This window comes from Streptococcus sp. HMSC071H03 (assembly GCF_001813035.1).
Classification (GTDB): Bacteria; Bacillota; Bacilli; order Lactobacillales; family Streptococcaceae; genus Streptococcus; species Streptococcus anginosus.
This window is the reverse complement of sequence record NZ_KV811167.1, coordinates 27,596-43,924: the sequence shown is the minus strand read 5'-3', so window position 1 is coordinate 43,924 and position 16,329 is coordinate 27,596. Positions and strand designations below refer to the sequence as shown.

Annotated in this window: 13 protein-coding genes and 4 pseudogenes; 7 read left to right on the top strand and 10 right to left on the bottom strand. The window is 38.3% G+C overall.

What is annotated here, in order from left to right; translation table 11 throughout:
* The 6 genes and pseudogenes from HMPREF2887_RS10690 to HMPREF2887_RS06960 all read right to left on the bottom strand — a co-directional run.
* Positions 1-1,111: pseudogene (locus HMPREF2887_RS10690) on the bottom strand (SH3 domain-containing protein); the annotation flags it as partial.
* 34 nt (positions 1,112-1,145) lie between these two features.
* The gene (locus HMPREF2887_RS06980) at positions 1,146-1,796 is read right to left on the bottom strand and encodes a DUF6287 domain-containing protein (protein ID WP_020999824.1); all 651 of its coding nucleotides are present in this window, start codon (positions 1,794-1,796) and stop codon (positions 1,146-1,148) included.
* 141 nt (positions 1,797-1,937) lie between these two features.
* Positions 1,938-2,477, bottom strand: coding sequence for an SH3 domain-containing protein (locus tag HMPREF2887_RS06975; RefSeq protein WP_021002108.1), 540 nt, complete (start codon positions 2,475-2,477; stop codon positions 1,938-1,940).
* Between the two features lie 402 nt (positions 2,478-2,879).
* On the bottom strand, positions 2,880-3,752 hold the full coding sequence (locus HMPREF2887_RS06970; RefSeq protein ID WP_003026371.1) for a helix-turn-helix domain-containing protein: 873 nt from the start codon (positions 3,750-3,752) through the stop codon (positions 2,880-2,882).
* A gap of 147 nt (positions 3,753-3,899) precedes the next feature.
* Positions 3,900-4,531: pseudogene (locus HMPREF2887_RS06965) on the bottom strand (SGNH/GDSL hydrolase family protein).
* A complete protein-coding gene (locus HMPREF2887_RS06960; protein WP_057489821.1) occupies positions 4,513-5,361 on the bottom strand; it encodes a Cof-type HAD-IIB family hydrolase in 849 nt (282 codons plus the stop codon). The pseudogene HMPREF2887_RS06965 and the gene HMPREF2887_RS06960 overlap by 19 nt, the downstream one beginning before the upstream one ends.
* A 355-nt stretch (positions 5,362-5,716) precedes the next feature.
* On the opposite strand from HMPREF2887_RS06960, the gene HMPREF2887_RS06955 reads away from it, so the two are divergent.
* Complete coding sequence (locus tag HMPREF2887_RS06955; protein ID WP_057489822.1) at positions 5,717-6,862, top strand: cobalamin-independent methionine synthase II family protein; 1,146 nt, start codon at positions 5,717-5,719, stop codon at positions 6,860-6,862.
* Between the two features lie 279 nt (positions 6,863-7,141).
* Here HMPREF2887_RS06955 and HMPREF2887_RS06950 read toward each other — a convergent pair whose 3' ends face one another.
* Positions 7,142-7,528, bottom strand: coding sequence for a VOC family protein (locus HMPREF2887_RS06950; RefSeq protein WP_003026378.1), 387 nt, complete (start codon positions 7,526-7,528; stop codon positions 7,142-7,144).
* Positions 7,518-8,957, bottom strand: a complete 1,440-nt coding sequence (locus HMPREF2887_RS06945; RefSeq protein WP_003026379.1) for a glycoside hydrolase family 1 protein — start codon at positions 8,955-8,957, stop codon at positions 7,518-7,520. Before HMPREF2887_RS06945 ends, HMPREF2887_RS06950 begins: the two co-directional genes overlap by 11 nt.
* A 111-nt stretch (positions 8,958-9,068) precedes the next feature.
* On the opposite strand from HMPREF2887_RS06945, the gene HMPREF2887_RS06940 reads away from it, so the two are divergent.
* The gene (locus HMPREF2887_RS06940) at positions 9,069-9,938 is read left to right on the top strand and encodes an AraC family transcriptional regulator (RefSeq protein ID WP_003039856.1); all 870 of its coding nucleotides are present in this window, start codon (positions 9,069-9,071) and stop codon (positions 9,936-9,938) included.
* Positions 9,939-9,952: 14 nt separating this feature from the next.
* Entirely contained in the window at positions 9,953-10,462 is a 510-nt protein-coding gene (locus tag HMPREF2887_RS06935) for an HXXEE domain-containing protein (protein WP_021002114.1), read from the top strand.
* 80 nt (positions 10,463-10,542) lie between these two features.
* On the opposite strand, the gene HMPREF2887_RS06930 is transcribed toward HMPREF2887_RS06935, so the two are convergent.
* Positions 10,543-11,802, bottom strand: coding sequence for a CapA family protein (locus HMPREF2887_RS06930; protein ID WP_057489823.1), 1,260 nt, complete (start codon positions 11,800-11,802; stop codon positions 10,543-10,545).
* A gap of 159 nt (positions 11,803-11,961) precedes the next feature.
* Positions 11,962-13,884, bottom strand: coding sequence for a beta-glucoside-specific PTS transporter subunit IIABC (locus tag HMPREF2887_RS06925; RefSeq protein ID WP_021002116.1), 1,923 nt, complete (start codon positions 13,882-13,884; stop codon positions 11,962-11,964).
* A 393-nt stretch (positions 13,885-14,277) separates the two neighbouring features.
* Here HMPREF2887_RS06925 and HMPREF2887_RS06920 point away from each other — a divergent pair.
* The 4 genes and pseudogenes from HMPREF2887_RS06920 to HMPREF2887_RS06905 form a co-directional block, all read left to right on the top strand.
* Positions 14,278-14,379 (top strand): annotated as a pseudogene (locus HMPREF2887_RS06920) (conjugal transfer protein); the annotation flags it as partial.
* Between the two features lie 349 nt (positions 14,380-14,728).
* On the top strand, positions 14,729-14,941 hold the full coding sequence (locus HMPREF2887_RS06915) for an AbrB/MazE/SpoVT family DNA-binding domain-containing protein (protein ID WP_041784134.1): 213 nt from the start codon (positions 14,729-14,731) through the stop codon (positions 14,939-14,941).
* Between the two features lies 1 nt (position 14,942).
* A pseudogene (locus tag HMPREF2887_RS06910) lies at positions 14,943-15,676 on the top strand (ABC transporter ATP-binding protein).
* Entirely contained in the window at positions 15,676-16,326 is a 651-nt protein-coding gene (locus tag HMPREF2887_RS06905) for an ABC-2 transporter permease (RefSeq protein ID WP_021002119.1), read from the top strand. Before HMPREF2887_RS06910 ends, HMPREF2887_RS06905 begins: the two are co-directional and overlap by 1 nt.
* The last annotated feature ends 3 nt before the right edge of the window (positions 16,327-16,329 follow it).

Sequence of the window (16,329 nt, the reverse complement as noted above, 5' to 3'; positions counted from 1 at the left end):
TTTCAATGTGAATCGTACCTGTCACCTTGTTTTGAGCTGGTTTTTGAGACTCTGACTGAGCTAATTTTGTCACAGCCGCATAACGACGAACACCGCTATATGAAACATAGCTAATCCATTGATAGCCATCATTTTCCAGCACTTTATCATAGTAGACACTGTCGCCCCTATTAAAGGTAAATTGTGTCGGAGCTGACAATTTAGCTTCATTCTTAACCTCTGTCGTTCTAGAGAAAGCATATCTTCCTCTAGAAGGGAGAGTTCCTGTTGAAGAAGGTGTTTGCTTTGCTGGCTGTTGAGGTTCAGATTGAATCAGCTTGTTAATAGCCGCATAGCGACGAACACCACTATAAGAGCGGTAACTTAGCCATTGGTATCCATCTGCAATCAAAACTTGGTCGTAAAAAACACGATCCCCCGCATTTACATAAAATTGCAATGCTGCACTTGCTTTCGGTTCATTTTTCACTTCCGTACGTTTCGTATAAGTGTAATAGCCCTAACTTGGTAAAGAAGGTACACTTTGCGTTACTTTGGATTCTGCAAGACGAGCTTGTTGTGCTGGTTGCGTTTTATCCATCAATTTCGCAACATCAGCTTCTTCTTTCCCTGCTTCTTTTTCGACAGGACTCTTTTCAACTTTTACAGTTGTTGAAGGGGTAGCTGTGTCTGTTGTTGCATCAACAGATGAATTTGTTGTTTCGTCTTCTGTCTGTGTCGCTGCATCAACAGTCGTTGTTTGAGAAGGTGTCGTCTCTGTAGCTACAGAAACAGCTTTATCTGCCGTTATCGTCTTTTGAGTATTTTCAGAAGACGTTTTAGCAACACCCGTGTCTGCTGATGAGCTAGCTGGCGCAGTTGTTGTTACAGCAGTTTCTTTTTGAGTTGCTGCTGATTGAGAAGACACATCAATTGATTCAGTTGTGTTTTGAGTCTTATTTGCTGTGCCAACTTGAGCTGCTTCAGGTACTGTTCCTGTCGTGGCTTGTTCATCAGCTGACACGGTTTGACCGCCCATAAAGAGGACACATCCAATCAAAACAGAAGCCGCACCACACGAATATTTACGAATGGAAAAACGTTGTTCTTTGTGATCAAACATTTTTTTCATCACTTGTCCTACTTTCTAATTTATTTCTATAATCTTAATTTCTGTAGAAAGGATGTGTGTTGGCATTTTCATCTTGCCCACTCAAAATCCGGTCTGTATTAGAAACCTGTCCCGTAACAGGATCAGCTACACCAGCAGGAACCACAATAAAAGCAGCACCACCTACTTGAGCGTCTTTAGGATAAATCGTTCCCCAAAATGTGTTCGCGACTATTTTTTCAGAAGTAAGACCATACTCTCTTTTCTCACCTGCAAAAGCAGCTTGACCATTAGAATTAATGGTAATACTTTTTCCCAAGTCATTACTCCAAGTTCCTGAAATTGTTGAAAAATCACCACTAGCAAGAGCGTTTACGTCAACTGTAGACTTTGCTTCTGCTGCAGGAGAAGTATTACTATCGGCGTTAGTTGCACTTGAAGAGGGTTGAGTAGTTGACGATTGAGCAGGTGACATCTGTTCACTAGCAGCAGATTGAGTACTGTCCCCTGCTTTTTTATTACTACTCGCGTTAGCAGTCATCTTTTTCTTAGCTTTAGATGATTTTGCTTTTTTAGAACTACTTTGTGCAGTCTTTACTGTCGAATGGTCATTCGAATCACTTTTTGTTTCATTTTTATGGCAAGCGCTCAGTAAAAGCAAAGAGCACAACATAGTTATACTTGCTAATTTATATGAATTTTTCATTGTATTTCCTTTCCTTTTCAGGAATCCTTAAATTCCAAAATCATTATACAACTTTGTTTTGTAAAAATTAACACATTTTATAAATGTTTGTAATTTATTTGTAATATTTCTCTTGTCCAAGAAAAAAGGTTAACAATATCTTTAATGTTTTACATCTGAATAGGCTATGTAGTAACGCTTAGACTCTGTTCCATTAGAAACTACAAAACTATACCAATTTTCACCGTTTTCAAAAACATACTGATCCCAATCAACATTTCCTTTAGGATAAGTATAAGCAACTTCGCTTGATTTATCTGGTGAAGCATAAACTGGCGTGTCTTGGTACAGTTCAAGAGTTCCAGAGGTCACTTGAGTACCTCCTCCTTGAGATTGAACAATTGAAGGAGTCGAAGATTGCTGACTACTTGCACTATTTTGGCTATTTGAATTACTAATCTCTGATGATTGAGCATTTGTAACCGAATTGTCTTGCTCTTTATCAGTTGTTTTATTATCATTAGTAGACGTTTTGTTATTTTGAGAAGCTTTTGTCTTTTTAGAGCTACTACTTTTTGTTGTTTTCGTTGTTTTTACTGAATGTCCATTTGTCCCACTTTTGACTTCGTTTTTATGACAAGCACCAAGTAAAAACAAGGAACATAACATGGTTACACTTGCCAATTTATATGATTTTTTCATTGTATTTCCTTTCTTTTTAGGAATCTTTAAATTCCAAAGTCATTATACAACTTTGTTTTGTAAAAATCAACATATTTTAGAAATATTTGTAATTTGTTTGTAACAATTACCTTGTTCTCATATTCATGATAAAAACAACAAAATTTTGATAACATTTTTCATGTTTTTCACAGAGTTTAATCTCCTTTCTAGGTACACATTATATACCTTTGAATAAACTATTTCAATAGATTTTTATAAAAATAGTTATTTTTTTTGTAATTATAACTATAATCATTTAGCGTGTTCAGATATATTCCTCTAGTTTTAATGTAGCAGTTTCAAAAATAAAACACGAATAAAATTATCCCCATAAGCAACTGGACATAAGATTATTCGTGTTTTCTATATTTTATCTCTAACTTACACTTTTTGAAAATTATCACGAAGATACTTTTCAAGCGTTAATGCCATTTTTTCATTACCGCTTAGTTTATATAATACTTGTGAAAGCGTAAAATAGTGTTTTACAATACTTTGGCTAGAAAAATCCTCGCTAATATTCGCTAATATACAGTATAAATCTGCTAATAAATAACTACAACTGTATTTATTACATTTTTCAATAACATCAAGCGTTTCCTCTATTCCCTTTTCAATCTGAGAACTTTTCCAAAGATATCGGCAAAAATTATATCTAATTTTAATATAAATTTTCAGCTCTATTATATGAGTAAAATCAATACTTTGAAGTTTAGGTAGTACCGCTTGATAACATTTTTCAAATTCATCATTATTTTTTTCTTCTAAAAAGAAATTAAGCAAGGTATTAGAGATACGAAGGTACATTAACTCATCTTTACTTAATCGCACAAGCATTTGTTCTAATTTTTTAATAGCCTCTTCTCTTTTATTATCACAATGAAATGAAACAATTGCCCCTATCCATTCAAGATAATTTTGGTCTGATAGTGGCAATCTATGTTGTTTATCAATTTCTAAACTGTATAAATATTTTAATGAATCATACTCACGCTTTACTAGAAAGGATTCTACCAGCTCTTTGAATTGTACCAACTTAGATGTCTCACCAAGTACACTATCATCAAAAAAATAGTTCATTGGTACATTCATTTTTTTGGATAATGAATATAAAAGATCCGAACCAGGCATATACTTGCCTTTTTCCATTCTACTAATCTGACCTTGCTCACATACTCCTTCTGCTAATTCTTTTTGGGATACCCCTAATTCCAATCGCTTACTTTTTAATCTTGTAGCTAATAATGTACTCATACTATTCCTTCAACATTTTATAATTATTTTTCATTATATCATATGAGTTAAAGTATATAAAATTAAATTTTTATGACAATAATAATTTTTTGATATTATCCCCATTAAAACGAGTTCAAAATTGCTAATCTATAGTTGACTCAAAGATTATAACTGTTCTGCTATTCGCTCTGCCAGCACTTGATAGCCTGCGACCGTCAAATGCAGCCCGTCAGTGGTAAATGCTTCTTTTAATTGTCCTGTTTCGTCTAGCAGGTCGTCATAGACATTTACAAAGGTCACATTCATATAAACAGAAGCTAACTCTTGATAAGCATGATTGAGGGCTTGAATTTTTTGATTGTTTCTTCGATGAACGCGCTTTTTGTAAGTAGCGGTTTCATTGATTGGTAGGACTGACAAAAGACAAACTTCTGCAAGAGGATAATTCCTAGCAATCGTTTGGATGATACTTTCCACATTTTTTACTGTTTCTTGCTGGGGGATTTCCTTGCCAATATCATTGGTACCGATAAGGAGAAAGACCTTATCAACTGCCTGCCCAAATAAAAGAGATTCTAAATGCTCTAGCAACAAATCGGATCGATAACCTCGAATTCCACGGTTTATTAGTGTTTTTGACGTTTTAAATAACTCGTGTAAGGGAAAATATTCTACGATAGAATCTCCCAGAAAAAGTACATCGGGATCTTTGACGGATATACGATTCAATTCATGGTATTTTTTCTGACCTGCTCTTGCTCATTCAAAAGCCATTCGTCTAATAATTGGACAGCCATTGAATCTCTCCTTTGCTCAAATAGTTCTCTAATACTGTCAGGACGCCCGCCTCTGTATTTGCTGGTGCAAGGTGATCGGCAACTGCCTTGGTTTTAGGATCCGCATTCTCCATAGCATAGGAAACCCCAGCTAATTGCAGCATTTCAATGTCATTTTCACTATCTCCAAAGGCCATGATTTCCTGCTCTTGAATTTCCCATTTTTGCATCAATTGCTCTAACCCCCAAGCTTTATGGATTCCTTTTTGCAAAATGTCAATCGCTCCATAGCCGCTTGTGACTGCATTTAATGTGTCTGCAAAATCCTGATTGAGCTGTCGAGTAGCCTGAACTGCTACTTGCTCGTTTACCACCATACTCATTTTCAGAACTTGCGGAAAATCGTCTGGACGTAATGTTTCGACAAAGTTTATCTTTCGGTAAAATTCTTGCGCCATTTCTGCTGTCATGACTTTTTCAATCATAGGGAAAATCGTTCCCGTTTTGACAAAAGCGCCATTTTCAGCTGTGACAACGAGGTGCACATCACGTTCTCTCCCTTCAAAGTAAGACAAGACTTGTGCCACTAGGTCTGGAGACCAACATGTACCCAGCAGTACCTCGTTTTTATCAAAAATCCGCGCACCATTTGCAGCAATCAAGGTCACGCGCTCCAACAAATCACCAAATAACAAGTGCATTCGGTGAATTTCATTGCCCGTTGCCACCACAAACCGAATCTCCCGCTTGTCCAGCTCATCCAATATATTTTTCAACCGACTTCGATCGAATTCCCCTTTTTCATCTAAGAGCGTGCCGTCCATATCGGTCACAACCATCTTAATTGTCATTTTATCACCTCTAACAATCATTCATTTCAAATTCAAATCCCAACGTTCATTTATTTCATGATGTAAAATTATCCTTTTGCTATTTCTGTAATTTTGCTTGGATAATACAGGACAGGATTGGCTACATTTACATCCTATTTCAAAAGGATTATAGTACATTTAAAAAATAGTAAACAAACCTTTTTCTTCTATTTTATCAAAAAGAGGGATGAAGAGGAAACAATTGTATTCAAGCAAGGATTGGTCGTTTTAGATATAGTTTTAAGCTATATCCCTTCCTCTAAATTAACTATTTTTCAAAAGTGCTTAGCTTGTGTACAATAAAAAGTAAGAAATTTAGAAAGAGGCTTTTGACATGACACAATCAAAATTCCAGCTCGTTGGCTCCTTACTTCGCCCAGCCAACCTACTTGCCTACAAAAATAAAATCGAACATCGTGATGATATTCACTATCCATTTTACGATAATTTTCCTGGTTATCATGAGACAGAGACAGCAGAAATCAAAAAAGTGATTGCAGATGAAAAGGCAAACGGTATTGATATTCTGACAGACGGCGAATACTCGAAATCAATGTGGCACTTAGACTTTGTTTGGGGTCTTAAAGGTATTGAACGCTATATTGCAGACCATGGTTACACTTTCCAGGATCACGACGGCGGACAGTATGAGACTCGCAAAGACATTGGTATCCGTATCACTGAACCTCTTTCAGGGAAGAATCATCATTTCTTAGACATTTACAAATTGCTCAAGGAAGAAGCTGGTAATACGCAAACCAAATTAACCATTTGGGGACCTGCTCATGCTTACACAGAACTGGCTATCTTTGACGGACTGGCTGGCGATGAGCAAGTTTACAAAACCAATGAAGAATTAAAGGCCGGTCTCATCAAGGCTTACAAAGAATTCTTGGCGGAATATAAAGAAACTGGCGGTGAAATTATCCAGTTTGACGACTGCCTTTGGGAACTTTTTGACGAATCAAATCCTACCTCATTTTTTGCCGATGGCAATGCTGCGCTAGCTGATTTAGCTGATGAATTCATTGCAATCAATAATGAAGTAGCTGATTACGGACATCAGCTAGGACTAAAAGTTTGGACACACAACTGCCGCGGAAATTATGAAAGCCGATCTGCTTCAGGTGGAACTTATGAAGCCATTGCAGAAAAATTCCTACGTGATCAACACTACGACCGCTTTTTCTTAGAATGGGACAGTGATGTATCTGGCGACTTGAAGGCTCTTGCTTCTCTTAAAGATAAAGATGCCGAAGTTGTCCTTGGTCTCCTTTCTAGTAAGACAACTGATCTTGATGATGAAGAACGTGTGCTTCGTTTATTAGAACAAGCCAGCACCATTTTGCCTAAGGAACGTTTGTTGCTGTCACATCAATGCGGTTTTGCTTCTTGTGATTCTGGCAATGAATTGGCTATTCCGCAGCAATGGGCCAAAATCAAACAAGGCCAAGAAATCGCTAAGAAATTTTGGGGTTAAACTGCAAGCACATGACTATTTAGCGAACACTGACAAAAACGCGAAAACAAACTTCTTTTTGAGGTTTGTCTTTTTGATTTCCAGCAATAAATACCACTGAAAAAGAATACTATTAAAATGATTTCTCTATTGAGAAATTTTTGAAGACAAAACTACAATAATCTACACTTCAACCATTTTCCCTTGCCCCTCTGTTACAATTCTTCAATTCATTTGTGTAATCTGAAAAAGACTGAATCGAAAGATTCGGCCTTTTTTATAAGGAGCAAATTTATCAAATTATACTGTCAATTCAATCTGATTGCCTTCTAAACCCAGAATGCAGCTTTCATAGTAACCATCACCTGTCAGGCGTGGACCGCTTAAAAGTTGATAACCATCTGCTTGAAGCCTAGCTGTCAATTCATCTACCTTTTCCTTGCTTCCTAGACTGAAAGCTAAATGATGATAGCCCCAAAAGAGAAGTTCTTGGTTGTTCTCTGCTAAACCTTCCTTTCGGGTCATGATTTCCAATCTCGCCCCTTCGTTAAAGCTGAGGAAGTAAGATTGAAAACCCGTTTTCTGATTATGGTAGAGCTGGTTACTTTTTGCTTCAAAATAGGTTTCAAAGAAGCATTTCGCTCCTTCTAAATCTTGAACATAAAGGGCTGCATGCTCAATCTTCATAGAGTTTTCCTCCATTCGTTGCAATAACTTCTTTATACCAATCAAATGATTTCTTCTTGTAGCGAGCCAAAGTCCCTGTTCCATCATCGTTTCGATCAACATAGATAAAGCCGTAGCGCTTGCTCATCTGAGCTGTTGAAGCAGACACAAGGTCAATACAGCCCCAAGTGGTGTAGCCCCAGAGTTCAACACCATCTTCAATTGCTTCGCCTACCTGTTGTAAATGTTGTTTAAGATAATCAATACGATAATCATCTTCAACAGTTGGACCATTAGGACCATCTACCAAGACATCTTTCGCACCAAGACCATTTTCTACGATAAAGAGTGGCAACTGGTAGCGGTCATAGAAAGCATTGAGGACCAGACGCAGACCAATTGGGTCAACTTGCCAACCCCATTCAGAACTTGCCAGATAAGGATTTTGCAGACCACCTAGAACGTTTCCTTTCCCAGAAGAATAACTTTCTGGATCATGAGCTTGAACCACACTCATATAATAAGAGAAGGAGATGAAGTCCACGGTATGTTCTGCCATCAATTTCTTATCACCCGGCGCAAATTGAATCTCGATTCCATTTTCCTTGAAGAAACGATTCATATATGCTGGGTATTTACCACGCGCATGAATATCTGAAAAGAGATAGTTTTGATTTTCAAACTCACGGGCAGCCAGTACGTCCTCTGGTTTTGGCGTCATCGGATAAGCCGGCATGGCCAGTACCATACAACCAATCTTAAAGTTTGGATTGATTTCATGCCCAATCTTCGTTGCAAGAGCTGATGCCACTAGTTCATGATGAACAGCTTGATAAAGGTCTTGCTTGGACAATTCTTCTACTGGCGTTGCAATCCCTCCACTCATAAACGGTGCGTGAAGAACGGAGTTGATTTCATTAAAGGTCAACCAATAGTTCACCTTGTCTTTGTAGCGAGTAAAGACAGTGCGTACATAGCGCTCATAAAAACCAATCAAATCACGATTTGCCCAACCATTGTACTTGCGTGCCAAGTGTAGCGGTGTTTCATAGTGCGACAAAGTCACTAAAGGTTCAATGCCATATTTTGCCAATTCATCAAAGAGATCATCATAAAACTTTAGACCTGCTTCATTTGGCTCCGTTTCATCACCATTTGGGAAAATCCGTGACCATGCAATGGAAGTACGATAGACCTTGAAGCCCATTTCTGCAAAAAGGGCAATGTCTTCTTTGTAACGATGATAAAAGTCAATCCCTTCTAATTTAAGATTGTCTAGTGTTGGCTCATCTGTAATCAAAGGATTGAGATCACCTGCTTTAGCTGGCATGCCGCCTTTTGGTGTCACATCTTGAACCGAAAGACCTTTCCCGTCCACATTGTAAGCTCCTTCGTATTGATTGGCAGCTGTTGCACCGCCCCAAAGAAAGTCTGCTGGAAATTTACTCATGACTTTTACCTCTTTTATTTTTTACTTAATTATATTATAATCTTAGACAAGAGTATTTTCTAACACAATTCTCTTATAAATTGATATTATTCTATGAAAGAAGCAACACTTATGGATCTGGGAACATTACACAAAGATATCGTTTACAAAAATCAAGGCACTCCTTATTCTCTCACACGAACTATTACAAAAAACGGTCAGCCGGACATTCTCTTTCATTGGCATACGGATGTTGAGCTGGTTTATGTTCATGAAGGAACTGCGCAGTTCCACATTGATTATGATTACTTTAATAGTGAGGCAGGTGATATTATCCTGATTCGTCCCAATGCTCTTCACTCCATTCACCCGATTGAAAATCAACGCCACTATATGGATGCGATTAACTTTCATTTAGACTTAATGGGCTATTCTGCGATGGATCAAGCTAGTATTGAATATTTGCAGCCACTTTATAATGGTCAGCTGGATTTTGTTCGTGTCATCAAGCCCAATCAGCCAGCCTATGCAGACATTCGGCAGTGTTTACTTGATGCCATGAAAACAGGCTATTATCGTACAGAGTATTTTGAATTTCAGCTCAAAGCCCAGCTCAACCAACTCTTTTTTCTCTTATTTGAAAATGGCTATGTGATTTCAAAAGAGCAATCTTTAGAAGGCTATCGCAAGGAAGAAAAAATCCGTACCATTATTGACTACATCGGTAGTCATTATCAAGAGGAGCTCACGATTGATCAGCTTGCTCAAATTTGTGGTTACAGCGATACCCATTTTATGAATTTCTTTAAGAAACATCTGGGGGTATCTTGCATGGAATACGTGATTCAATTTCGCTTGCGAAAAGCGGCTGAACTCTTGCAACACTCTACCTTGCCCGTCCTAGAAATTGCTACACAGTCTGGCTTTAACAATCTCTCTAACTTCAATCGTCAGTTTAAAAAGTATTACCAAATAACTCCTAGTCAATATCGGAAAAAATAACAAGGAGACATTCAATGAAAGATACTATCTGGTTGTTTCCGCTACTATTCATTTTTCATGATTTGGAAGAAATCATCGGCTTCATGCCGTGGATAGAGCGGAATGAGCAGCTACTGGCCAAAAAAGCCACGGTCATTCTAAAGGCCCACAAAGACTTATCCACAGAAGGGTTCGCACTAGCTGTAGCAGAAGAATTTGTCGTGGTTTTCTTTGTCTCTTTCTTTGCTATTTTTTACCATACTCGCTTCCTTTACCTCATCTGGTTGGGTGGATTCATCGCTTTCGCTCTTCATCTGGTGCTTCATATCCTGCAAGCTATCTGGATTAGGCGCTATATACCAGCTCTTGCAACCTCTATCCTGTGTTTACCGGTTAGCAGTATTATCATTTGGAAAACCACCACTTTACTTCATATCAACACAATTGAACTTCTTGTTTTCAGTCTCATTGGCGTTCTCATCGTTATCAGCAATCTATTTTTTGCACTTTGGTTAGGAAAACAATTTTCTGTCCGGTTAAACTAAAGCCATTTTGAATATCTAAAAAACGCTTAAACATTGTCTGCTGCAAGACTCTTTTAAGCGCTTTTTATTTTAATCGAAACTCATTTGCTCCATTTCAAATTTACATGCTCATTCATTTCCTGATAAGCTGTGTCAATTCGTTCTTTGGTGGCTTGGTCTAATTGATTACGGTATTTTCCACCTTCAATGAAATCTTCTAAAATATAGGTCTGGTAGGTGTAGAGAGGATAGCCTTCCGGTGAATACGTCCCTTTCGCCACACGACTCACCCAACTCGGATGTGCCTGTACATCCTTGATAATCGTCCCTTTCTTTGATTTTTCAACCGTCACGTCCATGAGCACGCCGCGTTCTGTCCATTTCTTATTTTCCACACCGTCCATTGTCTCGATTCGCTGATTGGAGATACAATTTCCCATAGAATAGATAATGAATTTCTTTTGTCCATTTTGTTTGATGACCTCTGATGGTTCAACGACATGCGGATGTCCGCCGAAAATAATATCTGCTCCCCACTCAATCATCTTATGATAAAGAGTTTTTTGCTCCTGTGTCGGTTCCAATTGATATTCAACCCCCATCTGAGGCATGACAACGGTTATATCAGCTTCTTTTTCGGCTTGCTTAATTTCTTTTTTCATCTTTTCTTCATTTAAATCCGACAAATGATGATTGTAGTCTGCATGAGAGAGGTTTTCTTCCAAGCCATTAAATCCATAAGAATAAGCTAGAAGTGCAATTTTAATCCCATTCACTTTTTTAATCACAAGCGAGGCCTTATCCCTGTTTTTATGTGTATAAACCCCAATCGGTGTAATTCCTTGCTGCTCAAATGCTTTTGCTGTTGAAAAAACCCCTTCCAATTGGGAATCCAAAATGTGATTGTGTGCCAAATCCACCACTTGATAACCAGCGTCTTTGATAGCGGATACCACCGACTCTGGCGCATTGAACAGCGGGTAGCCTGCCAAAGGATAATTTGGTCGAATCGTCCCCTCAAAGTCTCCTAATACCAAGTCCGCCTTTTTCAACCAAGGTTTGACATATTGATAATTCTCTGTGAAATCATACGTCCCGTCTGACTGTAAGGCACTCATATATAGAAGGTCATGATACAGCAAATCCCCATTTGCCATGATACGAGCCGTCTGTACACCGTTTAGGGAAGAGGACGTTTTTTTCTTTTGTACAATACTTGTTTTTGTCGGCTTTGTCTTAACGCTATCGTTTATTTTCTCAGCTAATAAAATCCCACTTGCTACTAAAAACACTACGCAAAGCAAGCCTAAAATAAACTGCCAATTAGTTGCTGACTGTATTTTTCGTTCTGATCTTTTCATGTTCCATTCTCCTCTATCTACATTGTAGCACAAAGAAGCAAACATGACGCAGGAAATGATAAATAATAAAAAGGACAAAGCATACTTGTAGTAGCTCTAGTTGATTTTTTCGACCAACTGTTTTGGAACTCTACAAATTTTGCTTGTCCTTTTCTTAGATTATTTACTTACTTTCAGCAAATCATCGCCTAGTTTCACATCGCCGTCAGCTAATGTTTCAACTGTCTTATAATCAGCTATATTGGTCACAATGATTGGAGTTGTAACAAGATAACCTGCTTTTTTGATAGCATCTATATCAAAGCTTAGCAATAATTGACCCGCCTTGACCTTTGAGCCTTGAGTAACATGTGCCATAAAGCCTTCTCCTTCAAGAGCGACTGTATCCATGCCCACGTGAATCAAGATTTCAGCGCCATCATCAGTCGCTAAGCCAATCGCATGGTTGGTTGGGAAAAGCAGACGAATCACACCGTCAGCAGGAGCGACAACTTCGCCAACGCTAGGCTCAATTGCTATACCTTGACCCATTGCACCACTTGCAAAAACAGCATCAGGCGTATCTTCGAGTGCGACCACTTTCCCGCTAAGCGGAGCTGTGATGACTTGCTCAGGAGCAATCTCTTCAACTGGCAGACTGATTTCTTCAGCAGCGACTTCTTGTGCTCCACCATAGAGAGTTGGAATCTTTGTAAATTGGGTCAATACAAATCCAAGAACAAAACTGATTGCAATTGCTACAAGGAAGTGAATGAGCAATAGTGAATCTTTTGGATCAATGAAAGACGGAATCGCAAAGAGCCCCATTCCACCCATTACTTGCATTTTGGCATTAAAGAAAGCGAGATAAGCCCCTTGAACCGCACCGGCAATACAAGTCATAATAAATGGTGTTCGCATTGGCAAGGTAATCCCGTAAATGGCTGGTTCTGTTACCCCAAACAAAGCTGAGATAAAGGCTGGAATAGCCAATTGTTTGACTTTTTCTTCTTTTGTACGCAAGAAGATATTGAGCAATGCTCCTGCTTGCGCAAAGCAAATAGCAATAGAAGCTACAAGAATGACACCTGGTCCTTTTTGTAATTCCAAAATTGCAAGCGGCACCAATCCCCAGTGGAGACCGAACATAACCAGCACTTGCCACAAAGCACCCAGAATAATTCCATAAATAATTGGGCTGAAGCTATAAATACCTGTGAAAATAGCACCGACTATATCAGAAGCCCATGTCATGACTGGTCCAATGACAAGAAATGATAACGGTACAGTAATTAAAATTACAAAGAATGGAACAATAAAGACTTTGACAACATCTGGAATGATTTGTTTAAAGAATTTTTCAATTTTTGAGCCGACCCAAATTGCTAGAATGATTGGCAATACAGTTGATAGATAACTAGAAGCAGGGAAGATAATCGGCAAACCTAAGAAAGTTGCGTAGATTTTTGACTCAATAAAAGTTCCTGCAAATAGCGTATAGAGTGGTTTGGCACCTGTAAAGCTAGCTGCGATATTGGGATAAACCAAGGCAAAGCCAATCGCAAGCGCTGTGAATTTTTCCATTTTAAACCGCTTAGCAGCAGTCAAAGCCAGAATCAATGGTAAGAATTGGAAGAATCCGTCACCAGCGGCATTTAAGATGACATAAGCACCGTCTGTCGACTTAACACCACAAGCTGCCATAATGGCAACTACACCTTTGATCATACCAGCTGCAGAAAGAGCTCCCAGCATTGGTTGGAAAAGTCCTGAGATCAAGGCGATAAATCGGTCAAAGAGATTGCCTTGCGGAACATCTCCTTCATCCACATCAATACTATCCTCACCAGAAATACCTGCTTCCTTAATGACCGCCGCATACACATCTGGCACGTGGTTCCCAATCACCACTTGGTATTGTCCACCAGCTTTTACAACCGTTACAATACCGTCTCTATTTTTCAAGTATTCCGTATCTGCCTTGCTCTCATCTTTCAGAGAAAAACGCAAACGCGTCACACAGTGCACTAACTTGGTAATATTTTCCTTACCACCAACGTGAGCAACAATATCCTGAGCTAAGTCAGTATAATCTTTTGCCATAATGGACCTCCTTTATTTTTTAGGTCAGCTGTGTTGTTGCACATATAAATATAGAACAACGGTAACAAAAAAACCTAAACACATACCAAATAGAAAGTAGCTTTCCTACCTTATATCTCGTATTTGTCTAGGTTTTGCCTGCATGACCAGTAACAATCCGTAAATTAAGTATAGCACAAATTTATTTTATTGCAAGCGGTTTCTAAAACTTTTTTTATTTTTACACCAAAAACATCATAAAATCTCAATTATCCGCATAAATACTAGAAGCAATTTCCCTTGAATGGTGAAGCTTAAAAAGGCACTTCCAACACAAATTGGATATTCGCAAAGGTAGGCGCTTCAAATAGGAGGTATCTTTTTTTACTCAATTAAAAAGGTTGTAATCATGATGTGACCTTTGAGGAACTGAAATTCTCTGCACTTCGCCGTGAGGGACGTATTCAAAAAGAAGATGGCACGCTTTCAGACGAAATTAAAGAGCGTACCTATGAGCGAACAGGGACGATTGACTCAGGTAAGCGTTCTGTTAAAAGCATTTTACTAATTTATTCAAGATGGTTTTCTATTAACAAGACTTTTTAAAATGACATTAGATTCATTCATATTATTTCATGAAAAGATACGAACGCGTTTGAAGAAAAGCATCTGAAAGAGGCTAATTATGGAGTTTTCTCTAAAAGGTTTATCAGACAAAGCAATAAAAGTTCTTGAAATCGTTAAATATATTGGTGTAGCAGTAGTGAGTTTTTTGATATATCATCAATACTTGTTTTTTGGAGGATTATATGGTATGATAAGTTATACAAATCATACTAATCATACGATAAAGGAGGCAATTATTGTGAAAGCACCAAAAGGGAAATATGCGTGGACAGCTACAGTTGGAGAAAAGGGACAGATTGTAATACCGAAACAGGCGCGTGATATATTTCATATCAAACCCGGTGATACAATTCTGCTTCTTGGCGATGAAAAACGAGGGATTGCTATACCGCCAAAGGGAGCATTTGCTCACTTAATGGAAGCAGCTTTTGAAGAGAAAGAGGATGATTGATATGGAAAATATTCTGGAAATAAATGGTCTCACGAAAATCTATCCGGCTTTTGAACTAAAACCGACTAGCTTTCATATTGAGGCTGGTGAAGTGATGGGATTCATCGGTCGAAACGGTGCAGGTAAAACAACGACCCTTAAATCTATTCTAAACCTTGTTCATCCCGATGCAGGCAGCGTCCGTATTCTTGGAATGGATTATCTGGACAATGAGGATAACATTAAACAGCAGATTGGTTATGCAGTAGGCGGAATTAATTATTATACAAGGAAAAAGCTAAAAGAAATTGTGGCAATCACTCGTGGCTTCTATGACACTTGGGATGACAAGGAGTATCGTCATTACCTGACTGCATTCAATCTTGACGAAAACAAGAAGATTATGGAGCTTTCTGAGGGGATGAAGGTGAAATTTTATCTTACTTTGGCTCTTTCCCATCAAGCCAAACTTTTAATCCTGGATGAGCCAACCAGCGGACTTGACCCAGTATCCAGAGATGAAATGAATGAGATTTTCCGAAAATTGGCCCAAAAGGTGTCGCTATTTTATTCTCCACCCACATCACCAGCGATTTAGAAAAATGTGCGGATACGATTACCTACATCAAAAACGGAGAAATCCTGTTATCGACCAAGAAAGAAGATTTCATTCAGTATTACGCAACAGAAATGGGTGGCAGTCCAACGCTTGAGGACATTATGGTACATATCGAAAGAGAAGAGGTGAATCTCTGATGAAAAAGCTACTGTATAAGGAAATGAAACTGACAGCCAATCCCTTGAGTTATTGGTTTATCGTTTTTTCAGCCATGACTATGATTCCAAGATATCCTATTCTTGTAGGTTCCTTCTTTATCTGCCTGGGCATTTTCTATACTTACCAACAGATTCGAGAATACGATGATATAACCTACACGGTGATGTTGCCGGTTAAGAAACAAGACGTGGTTACAGCCAAATATTTATTTGTCTTGTCTATCGAATTGGTGGCATTTATCCTTTGTACATTTCTAACGGTTATGCGGATGAGTTTTTTAGGGAATGCTGCTCCTTATGTTACCAATCAATTGATGAATGCAAATGCAGCTTATCTTGGATATGTAATGATTGTATTTGCAGCCTTTAACAGCATTTTTCTTGGAGGCTTTTTTAAGACAGCTTACCAGATTGGCAGACCTTTTATCCTGTTCTGCCTAGCCGGTTTTATCATCATTACTGTGGGTGAGGCCTTGCACCATATTCCCAGTTTAGAAAGTTTGAATGACCCTTCCTACATAAGCATACCGCAGCTTGTCATATTCGTAATTGGTGTCACCATGTTTCTGTTATGCACCTGGTTATCCTACCAAAAATCGATTAAAAATTTTGAAAAGATTGATTTGTAAAGT